This is a genomic window from Staphylococcus sp. HMSC063A07, assembly GCF_001836955.1.
Taxonomy (GTDB): domain Bacteria; phylum Bacillota; class Bacilli; order Staphylococcales; family Staphylococcaceae; genus Staphylococcus; species Staphylococcus lugdunensis.
Genome location: NZ_KV830924.1, coordinates 196,174 through 220,039, shown reverse-complemented (window position 1 = coordinate 220,039; position 23,866 = coordinate 196,174). Strand labels below are relative to the sequence as shown.

Annotated in this window: 25 protein-coding genes; 3 read left to right on the top strand and 22 right to left on the bottom strand. The window is 33.0% G+C overall.

Annotated features, from left to right (window positions below; genetic code table 11):
- Positions 1-42: 42 nt before the first annotated feature.
- From HMPREF2597_RS07080 to HMPREF2597_RS07065, 4 genes are all read right to left on the bottom strand, one after another.
- Complete coding sequence (locus HMPREF2597_RS07080) at positions 43-1,689, bottom strand: glycoside hydrolase family 13 protein (RefSeq protein WP_037553710.1); 1,647 nt, start codon at positions 1,687-1,689, stop codon at positions 43-45.
- A gap of 11 nt (positions 1,690-1,700) precedes the next feature.
- A complete protein-coding gene (locus HMPREF2597_RS07075; protein ID WP_173362270.1) occupies positions 1,701-2,756 on the bottom strand; it encodes a LacI family DNA-binding transcriptional regulator in 1,056 nt (351 codons plus the stop codon).
- Between the two features lie 213 nt (positions 2,757-2,969).
- Complete coding sequence (gndA, locus tag HMPREF2597_RS07070) at positions 2,970-4,376, bottom strand: NADP-dependent phosphogluconate dehydrogenase (protein WP_002478149.1); 1,407 nt, start codon at positions 4,374-4,376, stop codon at positions 2,970-2,972.
- 75 nt (positions 4,377-4,451) lie between these two features.
- Positions 4,452-5,576: a M20/M25/M40 family metallo-hydrolase gene (locus HMPREF2597_RS07065; RefSeq protein WP_002478148.1), complete on the bottom strand. Its 1,125-nt coding sequence runs from the start codon at positions 5,574-5,576 to the stop codon at positions 4,452-4,454.
- 155 nt (positions 5,577-5,731) lie between these two features.
- Between HMPREF2597_RS07065 and prli42 the strand changes: the two genes are divergently transcribed.
- The gene (prli42, locus tag HMPREF2597_RS12770; RefSeq protein WP_014533303.1) at positions 5,732-5,827 is read left to right on the top strand and encodes a stressosome-associated protein Prli42; all 96 of its coding nucleotides are present in this window, start codon (positions 5,732-5,734) and stop codon (positions 5,825-5,827) included.
- Between the two features lie 51 nt (positions 5,828-5,878).
- Here the strand turns inward: prli42 and HMPREF2597_RS07060 are convergent, their stop codons facing one another.
- The 18 genes from HMPREF2597_RS07060 to HMPREF2597_RS06975 form a co-directional block, all read right to left on the bottom strand.
- The gene (locus HMPREF2597_RS07060) at positions 5,879-6,856 is read right to left on the bottom strand and encodes an aromatic acid exporter family protein (protein ID WP_002459046.1); all 978 of its coding nucleotides are present in this window, start codon (positions 6,854-6,856) and stop codon (positions 5,879-5,881) included.
- A gap of 13 nt (positions 6,857-6,869) precedes the next feature.
- Positions 6,870-7,307 carry a bacilliredoxin BrxB gene (gene brxB / locus HMPREF2597_RS07055; RefSeq protein ID WP_002478146.1) on the bottom strand — a complete coding sequence of 146 codons (438 nt, stop codon included), beginning with the start codon at positions 7,305-7,307 and terminating at the stop codon, positions 6,870-6,872.
- Between the two features lie 147 nt (positions 7,308-7,454).
- Positions 7,455-8,708 (bottom strand): dihydrolipoamide acetyltransferase family protein, encoded by a 1,254-nt coding sequence (locus HMPREF2597_RS07050; protein ID WP_002478145.1) that lies wholly within the window; start codon positions 8,706-8,708, stop codon positions 7,455-7,457.
- A 13-nt stretch (positions 8,709-8,721) separates the two neighbouring features.
- Complete coding sequence (locus HMPREF2597_RS07045; RefSeq protein ID WP_002478144.1) at positions 8,722-9,705, bottom strand: alpha-ketoacid dehydrogenase subunit beta; 984 nt, start codon at positions 9,703-9,705, stop codon at positions 8,722-8,724.
- Entirely contained in the window at positions 9,698-10,696 is a 999-nt protein-coding gene (locus tag HMPREF2597_RS07040) for a thiamine pyrophosphate-dependent dehydrogenase E1 component subunit alpha (RefSeq protein WP_002459042.1), read from the bottom strand. The genes HMPREF2597_RS07045 and HMPREF2597_RS07040 overlap by 8 nt, the downstream gene beginning before the upstream one ends.
- A 15-nt stretch (positions 10,697-10,711) precedes the next feature.
- Positions 10,712-12,136 (bottom strand): dihydrolipoyl dehydrogenase, encoded by a 1,425-nt coding sequence (gene lpdA / locus HMPREF2597_RS07035; RefSeq protein ID WP_002478143.1) that lies wholly within the window; start codon positions 12,134-12,136, stop codon positions 10,712-10,714.
- Between the two features lie 211 nt (positions 12,137-12,347).
- Positions 12,348-13,235 (bottom strand): phosphate acyltransferase, encoded by an 888-nt coding sequence (locus HMPREF2597_RS07030; RefSeq protein WP_002459040.1) that lies wholly within the window; start codon positions 13,233-13,235, stop codon positions 12,348-12,350.
- A 31-nt stretch (positions 13,236-13,266) separates the two neighbouring features.
- On the bottom strand, positions 13,267-14,946 hold the full coding sequence (recN, locus tag HMPREF2597_RS07025; RefSeq protein WP_014533302.1) for a DNA repair protein RecN: 1,680 nt from the start codon (positions 14,944-14,946) through the stop codon (positions 13,267-13,269).
- Positions 14,947-14,961: 15 nt separating this feature from the next.
- Positions 14,962-15,414 (bottom strand): transcriptional regulator AhrC/ArgR, encoded by a 453-nt coding sequence (ahrC, locus tag HMPREF2597_RS07020; protein ID WP_002478141.1) that lies wholly within the window; start codon positions 15,412-15,414, stop codon positions 14,962-14,964.
- A gap of 303 nt (positions 15,415-15,717) precedes the next feature.
- A complete protein-coding gene (locus HMPREF2597_RS07015) occupies positions 15,718-16,599 on the bottom strand; it encodes a polyprenyl synthetase family protein (RefSeq protein ID WP_037553636.1) in 882 nt (293 codons plus the stop codon).
- Positions 16,577-16,807: an exodeoxyribonuclease VII small subunit gene (locus HMPREF2597_RS07010; protein WP_002459036.1), complete on the bottom strand. Its 231-nt coding sequence runs from the start codon at positions 16,805-16,807 to the stop codon at positions 16,577-16,579. The genes HMPREF2597_RS07015 and HMPREF2597_RS07010 overlap by 23 nt, the downstream gene beginning before the upstream one ends.
- Complete coding sequence (gene xseA / locus HMPREF2597_RS07005; RefSeq protein WP_002478139.1) at positions 16,800-18,137, bottom strand: exodeoxyribonuclease VII large subunit; 1,338 nt, start codon at positions 18,135-18,137, stop codon at positions 16,800-16,802. Before xseA ends, HMPREF2597_RS07010 begins: the two co-directional genes overlap by 8 nt.
- Before the next feature lie 20 nt (positions 18,138-18,157).
- Entirely contained in the window at positions 18,158-18,544 is a 387-nt protein-coding gene (gene nusB / locus HMPREF2597_RS07000) for a transcription antitermination factor NusB (RefSeq protein ID WP_002459034.1), read from the bottom strand.
- A gap of 24 nt (positions 18,545-18,568) precedes the next feature.
- On the bottom strand, positions 18,569-18,931 hold the full coding sequence (locus HMPREF2597_RS06995) for an Asp23/Gls24 family envelope stress response protein (RefSeq protein ID WP_070817251.1): 363 nt from the start codon (positions 18,929-18,931) through the stop codon (positions 18,569-18,571).
- A 16-nt stretch (positions 18,932-18,947) separates the two neighbouring features.
- On the bottom strand, positions 18,948-20,303 hold the full coding sequence (gene accC / locus HMPREF2597_RS06990) for an acetyl-CoA carboxylase biotin carboxylase subunit (RefSeq protein WP_002478138.1): 1,356 nt from the start codon (positions 20,301-20,303) through the stop codon (positions 18,948-18,950).
- On the bottom strand, positions 20,303-20,776 hold the full coding sequence (gene accB, locus HMPREF2597_RS06985) for an acetyl-CoA carboxylase biotin carboxyl carrier protein (protein ID WP_002459031.1): 474 nt from the start codon (positions 20,774-20,776) through the stop codon (positions 20,303-20,305). The genes accC and accB overlap by 1 nt, the downstream gene beginning before the upstream one ends.
- Before the next feature lie 236 nt (positions 20,777-21,012).
- Positions 21,013-21,570: an elongation factor P gene (gene efp, locus HMPREF2597_RS06980; RefSeq protein WP_002459030.1), complete on the bottom strand. Its 558-nt coding sequence runs from the start codon at positions 21,568-21,570 to the stop codon at positions 21,013-21,015.
- A 27-nt stretch (positions 21,571-21,597) separates the two neighbouring features.
- Entirely contained in the window at positions 21,598-22,659 is a 1,062-nt protein-coding gene (locus HMPREF2597_RS06975; protein ID WP_002478137.1) for a M24 family metallopeptidase, read from the bottom strand.
- Positions 22,660-22,762: 103 nt separating this feature from the next.
- On the opposite strand from HMPREF2597_RS06975, the gene HMPREF2597_RS06970 reads away from it, so the two are divergent.
- Both HMPREF2597_RS06970 and HMPREF2597_RS06965 read left to right on the top strand, forming a co-directional pair.
- Complete coding sequence (locus HMPREF2597_RS06970; protein ID WP_002478136.1) at positions 22,763-23,353, top strand: putative periplasmic lipoprotein; 591 nt, start codon at positions 22,763-22,765, stop codon at positions 23,351-23,353.
- 28 nt (positions 23,354-23,381) lie between these two features.
- Positions 23,382-23,597 carry an SA1362 family protein gene (locus HMPREF2597_RS06965; protein ID WP_002459027.1) on the top strand — a complete coding sequence of 72 codons (216 nt, stop codon included), beginning with the start codon at positions 23,382-23,384 and terminating at the stop codon, positions 23,595-23,597.
- Positions 23,598-23,866 lie beyond the last annotated feature (269 nt).

The window sequence follows — 23,866 nt, the reverse complement described above, 5'->3', positions numbered from 1 at the left end:
TTTTCAATCCAGTCAACTACTGCCAATATTATAGTGGTCAAACTAAAGTTCTGCAACAAAACATTCATATGGTTGGACTCTTTCCAGAATTACTTCACTTGGATAATTGTGTAATTTAATCTTGGCATGCGTAATATCAAATGGTAAATTAAGTTTTGCTTCAGTTTTTGTTAAATTAGCTGCTACTACAACAGTTTTATCTCCAAGTGTGCGTGTGTATGCAAATATTTTAGAATTAACAGCATCTACTAAATCAAATTGACCATAAGTATAAATGTCATCAGATTTTTTTAATTTAATTAATTTTTTATAAAAATTCAATACAGAATGTTCATTACTTAATTGCTCTTTAACATTGATCGTTTTATAGTTAGGATTGACTGGAAACCATGGTTGCCCTTCTGTAAATCCACCATTCACACTATCATCCCATTGCATTGGTGTACGCGCGTTATCACGATTTTCCATTTTATACTTGTCTAGTAGTTTTTCAACGTCTCCACCTGACTTTTTCACAATTTGATATTCATTTTTTACAGCTATATCATTAAATGTCTCTATGCTTTCAAATGGATAGTTGGTCATACCTATTTCTTGTCCTTGATAGATAAATGGTGTACCTTGTTGTAAGAAATAAACTACAGCGTGGCTTGTCGCCGACTCATACCAATATTTTTCATCATCTCCCCATGTTGAAACTCTACGTGGTTGGTCATGATTTTCAATAAATAATGCATTCCACCCTATGCCTTCGAGACGTTTTTGCCAATGATTTAAGACATTTTTGTAGGCGTTGACATTAAATTTTTGATCTCCTGTTGACCATAATCCGAGATGTTCAAATTGAAAAATCATATTAAATTTTCCTTCGTCCTCGCCTACCCATTCTTCTGCATTATCTGGATTAACACCATTTGCTTCACCCACTGTCATAATATCATAATGACTCAAAGATTTATCTTTCATTTCCTGAAGCCACGCTTGTATACCTGGTTGATTCATATCAACATCAAAGGCAGGTGCATAGGATTTACCAATTGGAACTGGTAAATCCCCTGCTTCAAATGTTTTCTTAATATGAGTAATTGCATCAACTCGAAATCCATCAATTCCTTTATCAAACCACCAATTCATCATGTCGAATATGGCTGTTCTTACTTCAGGATTATGCCAATTTAAATCGGGTTGTTTTTTACTAAATAGATGGAAATAATATTGTTGTGTTTGAGTATCATATTCCCAAGTAGATCCATTAAAGATACTTTCCCAGTTATTTGGCTCTGAACCGTCTTCTTTAGGATCTCGCCATATATACCAATCGCGTTTGGGGTTATTCTTGCTTGATTTTGATTCTATAAACCATGGATGCTCATCAGAAGTATGATTAACGACTAAGTCTAAAATCAATTTCATATCACGTGCATGAATTTCATTTAACAGTTGATCAAAGTCAGACATTGTACCAAATTCATCCATGATTGCTTGATAATCACTTATATCATACCCATTATCATCATTAGGTGATTGATACATTGGACTTAACCAAATGACATCAATGCCTAAATCTTTTAAGTAATCTAATTTAGCAATGAGACCGGGTAAATCCCCGATACCATCATTATTACTGTCATTAAAGCTTCTAGGATACACTTGATATGCGACCGCTTCTTTCCACCAATTTCTTTTAATTGACATAGTACCTACTCCTTTATATTTATTTGAGTTGATTGACGTTGAATGATTGATGTTGGTATATAGATGTTTTGATTTTCTACATTAGATACTTGTTGTTGTGCTAATAGATTAATGATTTGTGTTGCAGCAGTTTGTCCTAAACATTCTGTATTTATATTGATACACGTTTGTGGGGGTGAAGCACTTTCGGTTATAAATGAATAATTAAATGTTGCAGTGCCTATATCTTTTGGAATAAACACATGATTATCATATAACACGCTTAAAAGATGTAGATTAAGCATTGCATCTGAAGTGATAATAGCATGAGGTAATTGCTGTAAGCATAATAAGTATTTGACAAATTGTTGTAAATCTAGGCGCTGATTTGATATGTTGTGCACTTTGGGATATAAACTCGCATCGATCATTGCTTGTTGATAGCCAATTGTTCGATCTGCGGAAACTGCATAATTACCTTTTTCGGACAAAAATAGAATATCTTGATAGCCTTGTAGGATTAACCAATCAGTTAGTTTATATGCTGCTTCAATATTATCATTATCAATATGGATGACATCATTTTTATTATAATTTTTACCAATAACAACAAACGGTATACCTAGATTAACTAATAATTGAAAGATAGGATCATTTTCTTTGGAATAAAGTAATATAAATCCATCCACCTTTTTGCTATCTATAAAATATTGAACCTCTTTTAACAAATCTTCTTCATTATTTGAAACTGTTGTATTGGTAGCATAATTAAATTGATTACATGTGTTACTTATGCCAGTAATCACATCATTATAGAATGGATTTTGGCGCAATAGATTTGTTTCACTTTTGAAGATAAGACCGATTGTGTTTGTTTTTTTAGTTATAAGTGTACGTGCAGCTTGATTAGGGAAGTAATTTAATTCATCCATCGCTGTTTGTACCTTTTGGATAGTGGCTAAACTAATTTTCTTGTTACCTTTAATGACTCTTGAAACAGTTGATGGTGAGACATTTGCATACCTTGCCACGTCTTTAATTGTTACCGTAAAATCACCTCTTTTATAGTAAGCGCTTTCAATAGAAATTCTATAACATTTAATAGGTAAAAGTAAAATAATTATGCAAACGTTTGCACAGAATGATAAGAAGGGAGCGGGACTACGAATTCATAATGAATTCTGTCCCGCTCCGGCAAGGTTGACTAGGAATGACAAAAGCTTAGTGTAAGCTTATTTTCAATCCAGTCAATAGTTCATAGCCAATAACATACTAATATCCTAGACTCTTAAATATTATTCTTCAACCCATTGTGTATGGAATACGCCTTCTTTGTCTTTACGTTCATAAGTATGAGCGCCAAAGTAATCGCGTTGAGCTTGGATTAAGTTAGCAGGTAAGTTCTCTGAACGATAACTATCATAGTAATTAATACTAGCTGAGAAACCTGGTGTAGGCACGCCATTACGAACACCTGTAGCTACGACATCTCTTAATGCATCTTGATATTCAGTTACAATACCTTTAAAGTAAGGGTCTAATAATAAATTTTGTAATTCTGAATTATTATCATATGCATCTTTAATTTTTTGCAAGAATTGTGCACGGATGATACAACCTTCGCGCCAAATCATAGCTAAATCGCCCAATTTAAGATTCCATTCGTTTTCTTCACTTGCTTTGCGCATTTGAGCAAAACCTTGAGCATAAGAACAAATTTTACTCATATATAAAGCTTTACGAATTTTTTCTAAGAATTCATCTTTGTCACCGTCAAATGTAGCGTTTGGTCCATTTAATAATTTGGAAGCATTGACACGTTCTTCTTTTATGGATGAAATAAAACGAGCAAATACTGATTCTGTAATAATTGTTAATGGAATACCCAATTCTAACGCGTTAATCGATGTCCATTTACCAGTTCCTTTTTGGCCAGCAGTATCAAGAATTTTTTCTACTAAAGCATCATGACTTTCGTCTAATTTTGTAAAGATATCTCCAGTGATTTCGATTAAATAGCTTTCTAATTCACCAGCATTCCAATCTTTGAATGTTTTCGAAATCTCTTCATGTGACATACCTAATAGGTCTTTCATCATAGCATAACTTTCCGCGATTAATTGCATATCGGCATATTCAATACCGTTATGGACCATTTTCACGTAATGACCTGCACCATTAGGCCCAATATATTCTACACAAGAAGCACCGTCTTTAGCTTTCGCAGCTATAGCATCTAAAATATCACTTACTTTATTGTATGCTGCTTCTTGTCCACCAGGCATCAAAGAAGGACCAGTAAGAGCCCCTACTTCTCCACCAGATACACCCATGCCTATGAAATTAATGCCGCTTTGGGCTAACGCTTTATTTCGACGAATCGTATCTTGGTAATTTGTATTTCCTCCGTCAATAAGAATATCATCATCATCTAATAAAGGTAACAAACTATCTATAGTTGCATCTGTAGCAGGACCAGCTTTTACCATGAGTAAAATTTTACGAGGTTTTTCTAGGGAATTAACAAACTCCTCTAAACTATAAGTTGGATGAATATTTTTTCCTTTTGATTCTTCTACCATTTCATCCGTTTTTTGTCTAGAACGGTTAAACACAGAAACACTGTAACCGCGTGATTCTATATTCCACGCCAAGTTTTTCCCCATTACTGCCAAACCTACTACACCGATTTGTTGTGTCATATTACTTACCTCTCTTGTTCAATTTTTCATTAGTATTGTATCATATATTATGAGTATACTTCATCTTACATAAACTTACTTAGCTACATTTTCAACGATTTTAATTAGTTGCTCAGTTAATTGACATAAAGCAGTCACTGAAATTCTTTCTGATGTAGTGTGGATGGCTTCATAACCAACGCCTAATATCACAGTAGGAATGCCTAACATATTGATTATACTTCCGTCTGAACCGCCACCTGAAATTACAGTATCTCCAGATAAGCCTAATGCATGGGCACTATTTACAGCAATTTGAGTGACAAGTGCGTCGTCGGGAATTTTAAAACCAGGATAACTTTTTACTACATTTACTTCAGCAGCGCCACCCAATGCTTTAGCTGTAGATTCAAACGTTTCTTTCATATGATGTATTTGTTGTTTGATCATTGTATCGGAATGAGATCTTGCTTCTGCCTCTAAAACAACTTCGTCAGCAACAATATTTGTAGCAGCGCCACCATGAAATTTACCAATATTAGCTGTAGTCACATTATCAATTTGGCCTAATTTCATCTTACTAATTGCTTTTGCAGCAATATTAATCGCGCTAACACCTTTATTAGGAGTGCTTGCATGCGCTGTTTTACCTTTAATGATTGCCTCTAAAAGCATTTGAGTAGGTGCACCAGTTACGGTTGTGCCAACATCTACACTGGCATCTACAGCAAAACCATAATCAGCATCTAAAAGACTGTCATCAAGTGCTTTAGCTCCTAATAATCCTGATTCTTCCCCTACGGTAATAATGAATTGAATTTGTCCATGTAAAATATTGTGTTCTTGGATGTGCCGAATCATTTCTATAATAGCTGCTAATCCTGCTTTATCGTCAGCCCCTAAAACCGTAGTGCCATCAGAATAAATATAGCCGTCTTCTTTAATTTCAGGTTGAATATTTACACCAGGAACGACGGTATCCATATGACTCGTAAAATAAATTTTATCAACATCTCTATTCGTAATATTACTTGGTAATGTACAAATTAAATTGTTTGCACCTAAACCATCATGCTGACTGGCTTGATCTTCAATTACATTTAACCCTAATTGTTTTAATTTAGTTTTTAATATGGGTTGAATTACTGATTCATGACCCGTTTCTGAGTCGATTTGTACCAATTCTAAAAATGTATCAACTAATCGCGATTGGTTAATCACCTTGCCCACTCCTTCTTCTAAAACTTATGATTATAGTTTAACTGACTTGAGTTAACAGAGAAAATATAATGATTGCCATTTTGAAGTAAATCATATAAGGTTATTTTATATATAAATTTTATAACATTATCATACAGTGTTAAGGAGCGTTTCAATTGAATAACAAAGTTTTAAGAGTTATTATTATCGTCATGTTGGTTGCAGTTGTGGCAGCATTATTATTAACAAGTTTAGTGCCATTTATGCAATAAAATACAGGCATGTTGTAATGACATTGTGTCATGCAAGCATGCCTGTATTTATTATAATTCACTATGTAAGCGCAATGAGCCGAATTGTGATTTTATTTGTAAATAATCCTCTAATTCATTTAAAATCTGAATTAAACTTGAACGTGAATTTAATGCTTTATGTGTGGTTGGTAAAGGCAATTCATTTAATGTGAGTCTGATTTCATATAAAGAATGTAAGCGCAATACTGTATAGTCGTTGCTATTGACATTTTCACCAATTTCATACAATAAATGTGAGACTCTTTTAGCTATTGGATCGTTTATTTCAACATTTTGAAGGTGTGCGTGTATACGTTTTAATAACTCAAGTTGTTCTTGTCGCATATCAAAATAGTGATAGTATGAATTTTCATTACGTACAAAATGATTTTTTACATCTCTAAATGCGATTGACTTTCCTTTGCTAATATCTAACTGTAATTGCTTGAAATTCAATTTAATAATCTCATTTGATGATTTACATAATTGGCTAAATTTTAAAAAGACTTCTTTAAATTCTTGTTCAATTTTAGCTTTATAACGCATTAAATCTTTATCTAAACTTGGCATAATTAAATTCATAATAAAAGCAATACCAAGACCAACACATAAAAGCTGGATTTCATTGAAAATTAAATGAAGGTTAATTGCTTTAGCATTAAAGACATGAAGTAAAATAACGCAACTGGTAACGACACCTTCTTGTACTTTTAACATCACGGTAACAGGAATAAATAACATAACGATTAAACCTAGAATAACTGGTGTTTGACCTAATAAACTGAAGATAGCAGAACCAATAAATAAAACTAAGATACAGGATATAAATCGAGATACTATCGCTTGAACCGAATGCATTTTTGTATGTTTGATGCACAACACAATAAGGATAGCACTTGAAGCATAATTATCAAGTCCTAGCCATTTTGCTAGAATGACTCCGAGAGTAATACCTACAGCTGTTTTCAGTGTTCTAAATCCAATCTTATAAGGATTTAACTTTAACATGTGTAAGCACCAATTATCTTTCTTCGCAGTACTTATCGAATAACGCTTGTAATTGATTGATGACATCCATAACATCATGTCCTTCAATTTGATGACGTTCAATCATTTCAGTGATTTTACCGTTTTTAATAAGTGCAAAAGATGGACTAGATGGTGCATAGCCTTCAAAATAATCTCTTGCTTTTTGTGTTGCTTCCTTATCTTGACCAGCAAATACCGTAACAAGACGTTGAGGCAATTTATCATAATGTAATGCGTGTGAAGCTGCTGGACGAGCTACGCCTCCTGCACAACCACATACAGAATTCACCATCACTAATGTGGTTCCTTGTTGTTGTAATACTTCATCAACCTCTTCTGCAGTTGTTAGTTGTTGATAGCCAGCTTGTTCAATTTCACTGCGGGCTTGATTAACTACATCGTTCATATATAAATCAAAATTTAAATCCATATGATTCACCTTTCATTTTAAAAAGACTTTCCTTTATTCTACTAATATTGACAGCAATCTTCAATAAGCTTGTTTACTCGAAATGATATAACACAAAAAGCATGAAAACAAAATCAAAGTTGACTACGTTTTCATGCCTGCAAAATATTAATAAATATTTGTTGTCTCTATCGTATATTGTTCAATGCGTTTTTTAACGTGTGACATAAACTTACCTGTTTGTACCCCATCAAGTATTCTATGATCAATTGAAATACATAAATTTACCATGCTTCTAACAGCTATCATATCATCAATAACTACAGGTTTTTTAATGATTGATTCAACTTGTAAAATGGCTGCTTGAGGATGATTGATAATACCCATAGAAGAAACAGAACCAAATGTACCTGTGTTATTTACAGTAAATGTACCGCCTTCCATGTCAGCTTGTGTTAATTTTTTTGTCCGTGCTTTATTTGCTAAATCATTAATTTCTCTAGCAATACCTTTAATTGATTTTTCATCCGCGTGTTTAATCACTGGCACATATAACTTATCATCATCAGCTACTGCTATAGAAATGTTTATGTCTTTATGAATGATGATGTCTTCACCGTCCCAACTACTATTAAGAATAGGATTTGCTTTTAAAGCGTCTGCCACGGCTTTTACAAAGAATGCAAAGAACGTTAAGTTATAACCCTCTTTTTCTTTAAAGTTATTTTTATAATGATTTCTTGTTTGAACTAAGTTTGAAGCATCTATTTCAACCATCATCCAACCGTGTGGTATTTCTGTTACACTAGTTACCATATTTTGCGCGATGGCTTTTCTGACACCGTTGACAGGAATACTTGATGGTTGCAATGACTCAGTCTTAGAAGTTGTATTTCTAGTTGCTGTCGTAGCTTTAGTTTGTTGCTTTTCTTGACTTGTGTTATCGTTGTGTTGTTGAATATATTTTAAAATATCTTTCTTGGTTACACGTCCCTCAAATCCTGTACCTATTACTTGTGTTAAATCTACTTGATGTTCAGCAGCTAATTTGAATACTACAGGTGAAAATCGACCGTTATTATTTTTTGCGTCTGTATCTTGTGATTTATAAGAATTTAAGGCATTTTTTGCAGACTGAGATTCAGTTACGTTATTTTGAGATTTATCATCAATATGGTTATTTGTTTCTCCATGTGTCTCAATACGACAAATAATTGAATCAACGGCAACTGTTTCACCTTTATCAACAAGTATTTCAGTAATTGTACCTGATACTGTTGAAGGGACTTCAGCAGTGACTTTATCTGTGATAACTTCACATAGTGGCTCATATTCATCTACTGAATCTCCAACTGAGACTAACCACGTTTCTATTGTACCTTCATGTACACTTTCACCTAACTTTGGCATTTTTACATCCATTTTTATACACTCCTTAAAATGACGCAAGTTCACGCATTTTCGCTTCAATTTTTTCAGGATTCATCATTACTTCGTTTTCTAAAGAGGGTGAAAATGGCATTGAAGGTACATCTGGACCAGCTAATCTCATGATAGGTGCATCTAAATCAAAGAGACAGTTTTCAGCTATAATTGCTGCGACCTCTGACATAACACTTCCTTCTAAATTATCCTCTGTGACCAACAAGATTTTGCCATTTTGTTTTGCATGTTGAATGATTGTTTCCTTATCTAATGGATATATGGTTCTTAAATCGACAACTTCAACACTAATGCCATCTGCTGCTAATATATCAGCTGCTTGCAGACAATAATTAACACATAATCCGTATGTAAATACAGTTATATCTTGTCCTTCTCTTTTTACATCTGCTTTTCCAAGTGGCACCGTATAATAGCCTTCAGGAACTTCTTCTTTTAAAAAACGATAAGCTTTTTTATGTTCGAAGAATAATACTGGGTCATTAGATGCAATGGATGATAATAATAATCCTTTAGCATCATAAGGGGATGATGGTATAACAACTGTTAATCCAGGCGTTGAAGCAAAAATACTTTCGATGCTTTGCGAGTGATACAAACCACCATGAACACCTCCACCAAAAGGTGCGCGAATTGTGATAGGACAATTCCAATCATTATTGGATCGATAGCGCATTTTTGCTGCTTCACTAATAATTTGATTTGTAGCTGGTAAAATAAAGTCTGCAAATTGAATTTCAGCAATTGGTCGTTTACCTAAAGCTGAAGCACCAATCGCAGTACCTACTATATTTGATTCGGCTAAAGGTGTATCAATTACACGTTCAACACCATATTTTTCTTGTAAGCCTTTTGTTGCACCGAAGACACCACCCTTAACACCTACATCTTCACCAAGAATAAAGACATTTTCATCCTTTTCCATAGCGATATCTTGAGCTTGTAGAATAGCATCTAAATAAGATAATTTAGCCATTTTGACTACTCCCTTCTTCATATACATGTGTGTAAGCTTCTTCTACATTAGGGTAGTCTGCAGCTTCGGCATCTTTAGTTGCTTGATTGATGATATGTTTATGTTCATTTTCTATTTTATCTAACCATGTTTGATCAATAATGCCAGTGTCCAGTAAGTAAGATTTAAATTTTACATTACAGTCATTTGCTTTTAATCCCTCTTTAATACTTTTACTGCGATACTGATCGTCATCGTCAGAAGAATGCGGTGTCATTCGAGCTGTAACGGCTTCTATTAACGTTGGGCCATCACCATTTAATGCACGTATTCTAGCTTCTTTCATGGCAGCATAAACAGCAATTGGATCGTTACCATCAACTGTAATCCCTTTTATACCATAGCCTATTGCCCTATCTGATAATTTTTCGGCAGCGTATTGTAATGAATCAGGCACTGAAATTGCATATTTGTTATTGATAATAACACACACTAAAGGCAACTTATGCACACCAGCAAAGTTTAGACCTTCATGGAAGTCACCTTGATTAGTACTTCCTTCACCGATAGTTGCCACAGCTATATTTTCTTTTTTATCCATCTTCAGTGCTAGCGCTGCACCAGCTGTATGTGGAATTTGAGTCCCTACAGGAGAACTTTGGGAAAGCATACCTTTTGCTTTATAGCCATAGTGGGCAGGCATTTGTTTCCCTCCAGAGTTAACATCATCTTTTTTACCAAATGAATTTAACATAATTTGATAAGGGCTCATACCCATATACGTTACAAAAGCTAAATCTCGATAATAAGGTGAGGAAATATCTCCTTCTTTAAGTGCGTAAGCCATACCAATTTGAGTCGCTTCTTGCCCTTGACCACTGACAACAAAAGGTATTTTACCAGCTCGATTTAATAACCATAAGCGCTCATCTACTTTTCTTCCTAAATCCATTCCTTTAAAAATGGCTTTTAAATCATCTTCGGTTAATCCGACAGATTGATAATCTTTCATTGTATTTCCTCCTAATTAAACGTGAATAGCTCTATTCTCTATTTTCAATCCTGCTTCCATCAATATTTCTGACATGGATGGATGTGCATGTGTTGTTAATCCTAATTCTAACGCAGAACCATTCATAAATTGTAATAATGCAGCCTCATTAATTAGTTCGGTAACATGTGTTCCAAACATTTGTATACCAATGATTTCCTTATCATCTGCACGAACTATAACGTCGATAAATCCAGCTTGATTGTCCGCTGACACTATCATTGCTTTACCATTTGCACGAAGTGGTAATGTATAGCGTTCGAATTCAATATCTTGTACTGTTGCATCATTATCATTCATTCCTATAGAAGCGATTTCTGGGTATGTATATACACATTTAGGCATTAATTGATAATCTATAGGAATAGGATTATGTTCAAACATATGTTCTACGGCAACGATACCTTCTTTCGAGCCAACATGTGCGAGTTGTAATTTACCTATACAATCTCCGGCTGCATATATATGTTGTTCTTCAGTTTGTTGAAATTTATTGATATTTATATAACCTGCATCATTACAAGTGATCTTAGTGTTGTTTAACCCAATATCTAAAGTGTTAGGTTTACGACCAACTGCAACTAACACTTTATCAACATTAATTATTTGGTTATCCTTCAATGTAAAATCGATTTTTTCTGTTGTAATATTAACTGTATCTTTAGTTAATTCTACATTTAAATGAAAATGTACACCACGTTGTTCTAATGCTTTTTGAATGGCTTGAGAAATACGCTCACTCTCAGTAGGCAGTACGCGAGATGATGATTCAATTACATGTACATGAACACCTAAATCAATCATAAGTGAAGCAAATTCTAAACCAATGACACCAGCACCAATAATGGCTATGCTGTGAGGTAATGTATCTAGATTCAATACATCATCACTCGATAATACAGTGTGATGATCAAAAGGTAAAAATGGTAATTCTGTTGGTCTAGAGCCAGTTGCGATAAGTACAAATTGATTTGTCAGTAATTCTGATTGCCCATCAGTATATTCTACGGAAATCGTTCCACTTTGAGGTGAGAATATTGAACTCCCTAAAATTCGGCCAGTTCCATTAAAAATATCAATATGATTTTGTTTCATTAAATGCTGAACACCTTGGAACATTTGATTAACTATTTGCGTCTTCCGTTGCATAATTTTGTTGAAATCAATGGAAAAATCATTAATTTTTATGCCATATTCACTACTTTGTGTAACTGTATGTGCAACTTCGGCAGATTTCAATAAAGATTTGGTTGGTATGCATCCTTTATGCAGACAAGTACCACCAAGCAATTGTCGTTCAACAATTGCTACTTTTTTACCAAGTTGTGATGCCCTAATTGCGGCAACATAACCTGCAGTTCCACCGCCTAACACGACTAAATCATATTGGTTTTTTGACATTGATAAAACTCCCGTCTTTACAACTTCATTTTTAACTACGCATTTATGAAGTTCAATGACTTTTAAATATAGTTATATATTAATTTCACTAAATCATTTTACAACATGTAATTTAACAAAATGAAGAATTATTCTTTATTTTGATATTTATTTACTCTTAAAGCTATAAAACTCAAAAATTATTTGCGTACTGTATAGTTTATGTTTTTGTTTAACTTAAACTTATAGCTAAATGAATTGAATCGATAATTGTTTGTAATTGATCAGATCTTGATGTATAGGAAATTGGTATTGCTGCTCCAAGTAGAATACTCGCTACTTGAGCATGACCTATCAATGTGAATGATTTATAAATGGCATTACCAACATCTATATCAGGAACAAGTAATGCATCAACTTCACCAGCTACCTCAGACATTTCATTTTTTTGAATAGCAATATTTTTGTCAATAGCATTATCCAAAGTGATTGGACCATCTACGGTAATAAAGCGTTCGTTCATTTTAGCAAAGTGCTCTTTTAATTTTGCGGCATCAATCGAAGACGAGATTTTCACAAAAGGTTGGTTAACCGATGATAAAATGCCAATATTAAAATGATCATACTCCATTGATTGCGCAAAACGTTTCAAATTAAAAATTGTGTTTATTTTTGTTTTATATTCCGGAAAACGTTGATATACGACATCACTTAAAACTAACGTCTTATAATATTGTGGTAAATCAAAACAAGCAATGTGATTAAATGATTGAGAAGCATTGCCAAATGCTTGTGTTAAAAACTTTTTAAAACGGGTTGTAGATATATTGCCTTTAACCAAAATGCTTGTTGAATCTTTTTCCAAATCTTGGCTACAAGAATAAAATAAATCTCGCAAATTATCATTTAATTTAAAGTGAATACGTCTTAATAATTGAATATCTAAATCATAAGAACGTATTAACTCGGAAGCATCCTCAATATCATATATATAAATATGTGCGTGTGTCGTTTTTAAAAGATTAATAATTGCAGCAATATATTTTTCTTCATTTGCAAATAAAATTCTTATATTTCCAGTAAAATTTTCTTTTTTCTGAATCAATTGTTTATAATGCATACGACTCAGCTCCACATCATTATTATTATGTTTAAGTTTGACGTTGATTTTGTGATATCATTTCTTTTGCATTTTCACGTGTTAAATCAGTAACATGTGCACCCGAGATCATGCGCGCGACCTCATTAATACGTTCTTCATTTTTTAACTCTTTCACATGTGTTGTTGTGCGACTATCATCCGAGGCTTTACTTATTAATAGGTGGTGATCACTCATAGAAGCTACTTGTGGCAAATGCGAAATACATATAACTTGTATATAAGAAGCGATATCTTGCATTTTTTCTGCCATTTTTTGAGCAGCTTGTCCTGAAACACCTGAATCTACTTCGTCAAACAAAATAGCTGTTTGACCTCTTGATTTAACAAAAATACTTTTTAGTGCAAGCATGATACGTGATAATTCACCGCCTGAAGCAACTTTATTTAAGCTTTTTAATGGTTCTCCTTTATTAGGACTTATTAAGAACTCTACAAACTCAATACCGTCTTGATTCGGTTCTTCAAGTGGTTGAAAGGCAATTTCTAAATTTGCATCTTTCATTTGTAAATTGCGAATTTCCGCAACAATATGATCTCTTAATTCAAGAGCAACATTTCGTCGTTCCTTAGATAACTGTTGTCCTTTATCATAAACCCTATCTTTAAGTATGTTAATCTCTTCTTTTAGTTGTGCCGTACTTTCTTCGTAGTTTTCAATTTTTGAAATTTCATGTTCGAGCTTACTTTGATAAGTGATCAAACTAGGAATATCCTTGCCATACTTTCGTTTTAAATTATTTAATAAATTCATTCTAGATTCTGCTTCATTTAATACTTGCTCATCAAATTCTGTATTAGTCATGTCATCATATAGCTCGTGTTTAGCATCTTCTAAAGTATAGTAGAATTGATCTACTTCCTCTTTAAGTTTTTGGTATTTATTTGGCAAAATGTCATTAATAACTTGTAATTGATTGCTAAACTCATATAAACGATCGGTTATGGCATTGTCATCTGTTAATGTAATATGAGCGTTATTTAGTGCAATGCTTAACTTTTCAGAATTTTGAATACGATTAATGTCACTTTCTAGTTGTTCTTCTTCATCTTCTTTTAATTGAGCTTCTTGTAATTCTTCATACTGAAACTTCATTAAGTCTAAACGTTGCAGTAGTGCTTGATCAGCAGATTCAAGCTCTTCAAGTTCTTTTTGTTTCTGTTTATAAGAACGAAATATGTCTTGATACTGCTCTTTTAACTTTAAGTATTTATCTTCGGCATAATCATCAAGTAATTTTAAATGATATTTTTGCTTTAATAAGGATTGCGTTTCATGTTGACCATGTATATCTAATAATTCTTGCATAACTTTACGTAAATCTTGAAGGGTAACGGTTTGATTATTTAAGCGACAGATACTTTTACCAGAGCTAAATATTTCACGTTTCACTAACAAAAAATCTTCATCGATATCTATGCCAAGTTCGGAAAGTATCGAAATGGCTTCAATGCTATTATCTATGTCGAAGATACCTTCAATAATGGCTTTCTTTTCGCCATGACGCACAAAGTCGGATGACGCTCTCATACCAATTAATTGTCCTATGGCATCAATAATAATAGATTTTCCAGCACCTGTTTCACCACTCAAAACAGTTAGTCCATCAGAAAATTGAATTTCTAATTCGTCAATGATGGCAAATTGTTTGATTGATAAATTCTGTAGCATACATTCATCGCATCCTTATAATAAGTTAAAAATTCGAGATTTAATCTCATTACTAGCATTTTCATCTCTACAAATGAGTAAACATGTGTCATCGCCACAAATTGTTCCTAGCACTTCTGGCCAATCAATTTGATCCAGAATGGCACCAATCGATTGTGCATTGCCTGGTAATGTTTTTAAAACTAAAAGATTACCAGTACCTTCTATATTTACAAATGAGTCCATAAGGTATCTTCCCAATTTTTCAAGCGGATGATATCTTCTATCGTTAGGCAAGCTATAAACATAATGACCTGATGGTGCTGGAACTTTAATAAGTTGTAATTCTTTAATATCTCTTGAGACAGTAGCTTGTGTTACATTGAGTTCATATTCATTCAAACGTTTAACTAATTCATCTTGAGTTTCTATTTGTTCGTTTGAAATAATTTCTCTTATTTTTATATGTCTTACAGATTTTTTAGCCAATATGAACACCTCTATTTACGAATATTTATACATTTATCTTATCACAATGCTAAAAGAACTACTACTAATGCTATTATGAATAGATATTTGAATTTGAACATAAAATAGTGTGAGTGTGTTGTGTACAAATGATTGACGAGAGATGTTTGATTCAAAATAATACGCTATTAACTAGAATATTTAGGTTGTGGCTAGAAAACCATTTATACATTTTGCAATTGTTTTGAATATTTATAAGTTGACTAGTTTCGTACAGAAAAACAACAAAAGGATACCCCTTTTGTTGTTATGTTATAATTGATTTTAATGATCACGTGTATAAAATAATTCAACGATATCTTTTAGCTGACTTATATCATAATCCTCTTTAAGTTGCTCAAGTTCATTTAGGGCAGCATTTTTATGCATTGTTAATTTTTCTTCGGCACCATCTTTTCCTAATAATGAGACATACGTACTTTTATGATTATCTATGTCGCTGCCAATTTTTTTACCTAATTTTGATTCTTCTCCATAAACATCAAGTAAATCATCTTTGATTTGAAACATTAATCCTAAATGTTGGCTAAATAAATTAAGATGCTCTGCAACATGCTCATTGACTTGAGCAATATCAGTTGCAGCCATGACAGCAAAGGTAAGTAACGCACCAGTCTTAGCTCTATGAATTTGTTCTAATGTTGAAATATCCACTGCCTGAGTCTCACTTTGCATATCAAGTGCTTGTCCACCGACCATGCCTAGATGACCACTTGCAAAAGCTAAACGTTGTATTAATTTAACTTTAATATCGTTATCAAGTTGAGTATCATTTGAAATGACATCAAAAGCTTTAGTTAATAGTGCATCACCTGCTAAAACTGCTTTCCATTCGCCAAATACTTTATGGTTAGTTAACTTACCACGACGATAATCATCATCATCCATAGCAGGTAAATCATCATGTATAAGCGAGTACGTATGTATCATTTCTAAAGCAGCTGCTGTAGCTAATCCTAATTGATAATCTTTGTTCAACATATCCAATGTAAGAAGAAGTAATAGCGGGCGAACGCGTTTACCCCCTGCATTAATTGAATATTGCATGCTTTCCTCAAGGTTTGTACCGAGCTTTGACTGAGGAATAAGATCGTCTAATACTTGGTTGACTTGTGAAATTAAGTCATTCTTCGATAGGTTCGTCATCATGATCTTCCTTTGATTCGTCTTTCATTAAATCATTCACTTTTTGCTCGGCTTCTTTTAAGGTAGTATCACAAGCAGCTGATAATGTCATGCCACGTTGATATAGGGCTAAAGATTCTTCTAACGACACCGTTTCATTATCTAATTTTGTAACGATATTTTCTAGTTCTTCCATCATTTGTTCAAAACTTTGCTGATCTTTACTCATTGTCACACCTTACTTTCTTAATAGTAGCTTCTACTTGACCATCTTTCATATTTAAAGTGATATCATCATTAACCGTTAAATCATGTGTGCTTGTCACAACTTGATTATCTTTGTGAATAATTGAATAACCTCGTAACATTGTATTGGTTGGGCTTAAATGATTAAGTTGTTCAACTTGATTATGCAATAATGTGCTAAATTGTTTTAACTGGTGCTGTATTATTTTTGTTAAATTGGTTTCAAGCTGATTCGTTTGTCGTTGTTCAGTTAATATATGCTGTTTGAAATTTTTGATGTTAAATCGTTGCTGTATTATTTGTAAATTTTGCTTTTGCTCTTTAAGCTTTGTAATTATTTTTAAATTTAACTGTTTTTCTAAATCATCACGTCGTTGTATCTGTTGATCGTACAATAATGAAGGTTGCTTAAATTTATAATATGATGAGATATGTTGTAATTGTTTGCGATGCTGTTTAATACGTTGTCTTATATATCGAGTTAATGTAAATTGTTGCTGTTTAATTTGTTGCATAAGATCATATTGATCTGGTGTTGCTATAACAGCAGCTTGTGTTGGTGTGGCTGCACGGATATCAGCAGCAAAATCACTTAAAGTAAAATCTGTTTCATGGCCAACTGCCGAAATAATAGGAGTTTGGCAATTATAAATTGCTCGAACAACTTCTTCTTCATTAAAGTTCCATAAGTCTTCAATAGATCCACCACCACGTCCAACGATAATTGTGTCAACATTTAAACTATCAGCATATCGAATTTTTTCAATGATATCTTGCTTTGCTTGTGTTCCCTGAACAAGTGTACTAATGGGAATCTTTTCGACTAATGGATATCGACTTTCTATTGTTGTTTGAATATCACGAATAGCTGCACCAGTGCTTGCGGTTAGAATGGCAATTTTTTTAGGATATTTTGGAATTGATTTTTTATATTGTTGGTCGAAAAGGCCTTCTTTAGTTAATTTCTTTTTCAATTCTTCAAGGCGTTGGTATAAATTACCTATACCATCTAATTGCATTTTATTGACATAGATTTGATAGTTGCCACGGCGTTCGTATACTGAGACGCGTGCCTCAATGAGCACCTCGTCTCCTTCTTTAGGATCGAAATTAATTTTCGCTGCGTTACCTTTAAACATCATTGCGCTAATAACACTATTTTGATCTTTAACATTGAAATAGAGATGGCCACTTGAATGACGTTTAAAATTTGATAATTCACCTTTAATTAATACAGATTGCAAATGTGGATCTTGATCAAACTTATATTTGATGTATTTAGTTAATGTACTGACACTTAAATATTCTGTCATAAATTATCACTCAATTACTGTTAATTTATATTGCTTAAAACACCATTGATAAATTTATAATGATCATCATCACTGAATTGCTTTGTAAGTTCCACCGCCTCATTTATGATCACTTTTGGTGGCGTATCACTATGCAGTAATTCAAATGTTGCCATTCTTAAAATAATACGATCCGTTTTTAATAAACGATTTAATGACCAATCTTTTAAATGAGGTTCAATTGCTTTATCCAATATTGGCTCATGGTCTTTCACACCAGTAACCAACCAATGGATAAAGGTGAAATCTAAGTCAGGATGATCATCTTTAATAAAATTTATCGCTTCACTAATGCTTAAATCACTATCTTTCATTTCGAGCTGGAATAGTGTTTGAAATGCTTGAGTTCTTGATTCTTTTCGACTCATAAATAACTCCTTCTATTGTGTGTCTTATTTCTCAACTGTAATATGTGTGATGTGCACATTAATTTGATTTAATTCAATTGCCGTCATTGTTTTTATAGAATTAAAGATAGCGGATTGAATGTTACTTGCCGCTTTGGAAATTTTAGTGCCATGTTTTAAAGAACAGTAAACATTAATGTTAATGCCTTCCTCTTTAGCATCTATTTTTAATAGTTTATTAAAGTTTTTATGGTTAATTTTTTCTAAGTTTGTATTTTTTAAGTCAGCAAAATGTCCTGATATACCTTCTACTTCAGACGTCGCTATAATGGCAATCACGGATAAAACTTCTGGTGCGATTTCAACTTTACCTAAATTTTTATTTGTATAATCTGCAACATTTACCATAAATCGTACCTCCTAATTAATTTTCATCAGACATGACATTGTTCTGTTCTAAGAATTTAGTATTAAATAAACCACTTTGGAAAATATCATTCGTTAATAATTTTAAATGGAATGGAATAGTAGTATCAATACCTAATACTAAATATTCACTTAAAGCTCGAATTCCTGTATTAATGGCTTCACGTCTTGTTGGTTCATGAACGATAAGCTTTGCAACCATAGAATCATAAAATGGTGGTATAGTATAGTTTGTATAGCATGCTGATTCAACTCTCACTCCAAAGCCACCTGGAGCTAAGTATTGTGTAATCTTTCCAGGTGATGGCATAAAATCTTTATATGGATTTTCAGCATTAATACGAAATTCAATGGCATGCCCATTAATTTTTATATCACTTTGTGTAAATGGTAATGCTTCACCCATGGCCACTTTTAATTGAAGTTTGACTAAGTCAATGCCTGTTACCATTTCAGTGACAGGATGTTCAACTTGAATTCTTGTATTCATTTCCATGAAATAAAATTGATCATCATCTAAATCATAAATAAATTCTACCGTTCCTGCATTTTCATAGTTAACTGCTTGTGCTGCTCTCACTGCAGCAGCACCCATTTCCTCTCTTTTAGCTTCAGTTAGAATAGGTGATGGGGATTCTTCAACTAACTTTTGCATGCGTCGTTGGATTGTGCAATCGCGTTCTCCAAGATGAACTACATGTCCAAATTGATCACCAATAATCTGAATTTCTATATGTCGGAAATTCTCTATGAATTTTTCAAGATATAATCCCCCATTACCAAATGCAGTCTCTGCTTCTTGTTGAGTCATCTTATATCCTTTTTCTAATTCTTGATCATTACGTGCGACACGAATGCCTTTGCCGCCGCCACCTGCAGTCGCTTTAATTATTACTGGATAACCAATATGATTAGCAATTTGTTTAGCATCATCAATCGACTGTAATAATCCTTCGCTACCTGGTACTACAGGTACATTTGCTGCAATCATTTCCGCTTTTGCTACATCTTTAATCCCCATTTTTTGGATAGATTCAAAGCTAGGTCCAATAAATTTTAATTGACAGGCTTCGCATAACTCAGCAAAGTCTCCATTTTCAGCTAAAAATCCATAACCTGGATGTACGCCATCACAGCCTGTTGACGTAGCAATTGATAAGATATTTGGAATATTTAAATAAGAATCTTTTGACTGAGTAGGACCAACGCAATATGCTTCATCAGCAATTTGAGTATGTAATGCGTCTTTGTCCCCTTCAGAATAGATTGCAACTGTTTGGATACCTAAATCATGGCATGCACGTATGATGCGTACGGCGATTTCACCACGATTTGCAATTAATACTTTTTTCATCATTTCACCTTAAATAACGGTTGGCCATACTCTACCATTTGTCCGTCTTCTACTAATATTTCTACGATTTCACCTGTAATCTCAGCTTGAATTTCATTGAATAATTTCATAGCTTCTAATATACAAACGGTTGAATCATTTGTAACTTTATCTCCGACTTGAACATAAGCTTCTTCTTCTGGAGAAGGTGACTTATAAAATGTGCCAACCATTGGTGCATTTATTGTATTATAGTTTTCATCTGAATGTGGTTTTTCAGCAGTAGCAGCATCGTTTTGACTAACAGGTGAGGCTGAGTTTGATTCACTTGATTGATAAACAGGTGCAGCTTGAGTTGTATATTGTGGTGTAATGATTTCAGTTTCTTTTTCTTTTTTTAGACTAACTATATTATCTTTTTCTTGAATGTTGATTTCAGTTAAGTTTGATTGATCAAGAATTTCAATTAATTCTTTGATTTCTTTAAAATTCATATGAATGACTCCTTAAGATTGTTTTCCTTTACTCGTATATTTTACTGGACTGCTAGAGTCAATTCAAGCAAGGGATGTTTATTACTATGAAAATCAAAATAAAAGTGAGCTAAGACAGTTTATGTTTGCCTCAGCTCAACTCATAATGATAATAGATGGCGTGCTAAAATAGCATTATTAATATGCACAAATAATGGTCTATATCGTGTGCTTAATTCAATGTTGTATTACAAGGACTATCCTCTTGAAATGTAGCTACCATCACCAGTATTAATAATTAAAGTGTCCCCTTCATTGACAAATAATGGGACGTTTAAAGTATATCCTGTTTCAACTGTGGCAGATTTAGTAGCACCAGTTGCAGTATCACCTTTAATACCTGGTTCAGTTTCAGTTACTACTAACTCAACTGTTTTAGGTAATTCAACTCCAATTGTTTCGCCTTCATAAGATTGAATTTGAACTTCCATGTTTGCTTTTAAGTAATTTAATTCATCTTTTAAATAATCTCCAGATAATTCAGTTTGGTCAAATGTTTCATTGTCCATAAATACATGGTTATCTCCGTCAGCATATAGATATTGCATACGACGATTTTCAATCATAGCTTGTTCGACTTTTTCACCAGCGCGGAAAGTTTTTTCTTGAATAGCACCTGTTCTTAAGTTACGTAATTTCGAACGAACAAAGGCAGAACCTTTACCTGGTTTTACATGTTGGAAGTCGATAACTTTCCAAATAGCATTATCTACAGAAATTGTTAAACCTGTTTTAAAATCATTAACCGAAATCATTCAGTTTCCTCCTCAATTATACGCTTTCTATAAAATAATAAGGTCTTTCGTACATTTAGTAAAGACTTCGCAGCCATTTTCTGTAATTAAAATGTCGTCTTCTATTCGAACACCACCAAGACCTTCAACATAAATACCTGGTTCAATGGTAACACAATTATTAACTTTTAATGTATTATTCGTGTTTTTTGATAACAAAGGCCCTTCATGAATGTCTAATCCGATACCATGCCCTAAAGAGTGACCAAACGCGTCCCCATAGCCATGCTTGTCAATATAATCTCTTGCCAAAGCATCAGCTTGTTGTGTGGTCATACCTGCTTTAATTTGATTGATTGCTAATTGCTGTGACTCTAATACAATATTGTATATTTCTTTCAATTGAGCTTTAGGTTTTCCTATGCCGAATGTACGTGTTATATCAGAACAATAACCATGATAATATGCTCCGAAATCTAAAGTAATCATATCCCCTTGCTCAATGATTTTATCACTAGCCACACCATGTGGTAATGCACCACGATAGCCCGATGCAACAATCGTATCAAATGATGGTCCATCTGCACCAAGATGTAGCATTTTACTTTCTAATAAAGCTTTTATTTCTTTTTCAGTCATGCCTGCTTTAGCGACGGTTAAAATATAATTATATGTATCGTCAACGATATGTGCTGCTTCTTTAATGAGGTCGATTTCAGCGGATGATTTTATTTCACGAATCGTTTCGATTTCATTTGCAATTGAACTAAAAGTAATCGTATTATCTTGTAATGATTTATAGGTATCGTAACTTACTAAATGCCCCTCGAAACCAATTATGGAGAAGCCCTTATCTAGTAGCACTTGTTTTACTTCTGTGATAAGATCATGCGTACGATTTATAATTTCAAAATCAGTTGCCTGTTCTGTAGCTTGTTTAATATATCTAAAATCTGTGATTAATATATTTTGTTGCTGACTAATAATTAAAGCGCCGCTTGTGCCAGTAAACCCAGATAAATATCTGCGGTTAAAATCGGATAATATCACAATAGCATCTAACTTTTTAGCATCTAATATCTGTTGGCGTACTTGGGATAATTTACTCATAATTAATCCTCCTTAGTTAACATTTGTAGTATTTTTATCTATACTTTAAAATGATAGCATAATAATTGGAGAAATAAAGTGATATTCAAACAGGGAGATACGTATGAAAAAAATAGTTTTGGCAATCGGTGCGTCGTTACTCTTAGCGGGTTGTGGATCTCAAAATTTAGGACCACTTGAAGATAAAACGACACAGTTAAGAGATGATAATCATCAGCTTAAATTAAAAATTCAAGAATTAAACAGTGAAGTTACATCAGAAAAAGAAAAAGTTAAAGCTTTAGAAAAAGATAAAAATAATAAAAAACAAGCAGCATCAAATAACCAAGAAGCTAAATTTCTTAAAGCTTCTGCTGAATATTATCAACAAATTACTAAGGCTATAGATATGTATAATAAACTTGATTTGACTAAAACTTCATCTAAGGTTAAAAAAGAGAACTTAGACAAATTAGATGAAATCGATAATAAACTTTCTGAAGCCTATTCAAATTATCAATCTTCTGTGAATGAGCATGATTTAAATAGTGATAATAAGAAAAAACATAAAGTTATCAAATCATTAAATAAAGATTTAACATCAGCTTTAGATGATATCAAATCTGGATATCAGTCAAAGGATACTAAGAAATTAAAAAAAGGACAATCAGAACTTGGACAAGTTAATTTAAGTGACAATCAAACAACAAAATAAGCAATGAATTATATCGAGGAGTTTTAATGTGAAAAATTTTATATTTTATCTTGTTCTAGCTATAGCAGCTATAGGATTAATCTTGAATTTTAATGTATTCGTAGTTTCATTTGCCAAGACAATTTTTGGGCTTATCATTATCATCATAATTATTTATTTAATTTACTATTTCTTCTTTTTGACTGAGGATCAGCGCAAATACCGTCGTGCTGTAAGAAAATATCGAAAAAGACATCGTAAATAAGTACAATAAAACAGGGTCTGGGACATTAAGTTCTTAAACAATATAAAAAAGACAATTTCTATTAAAATTATTTGATAGAAATTGTCTTTTCCCTTATGTATTAGATAATAAATTATACGAAAATGACTAATTTTTTAGCATTTAAAGGTAAAATTACATGTTAATACGTAGTATTTAAGGTGAGACTCCTGAGGGGGCCCAACAAAGAGAAAAGCGAAAAGTAATTCGTCGAACAAAGTAAGTTGGGGTGGGGCCCCAACAGATAGGCT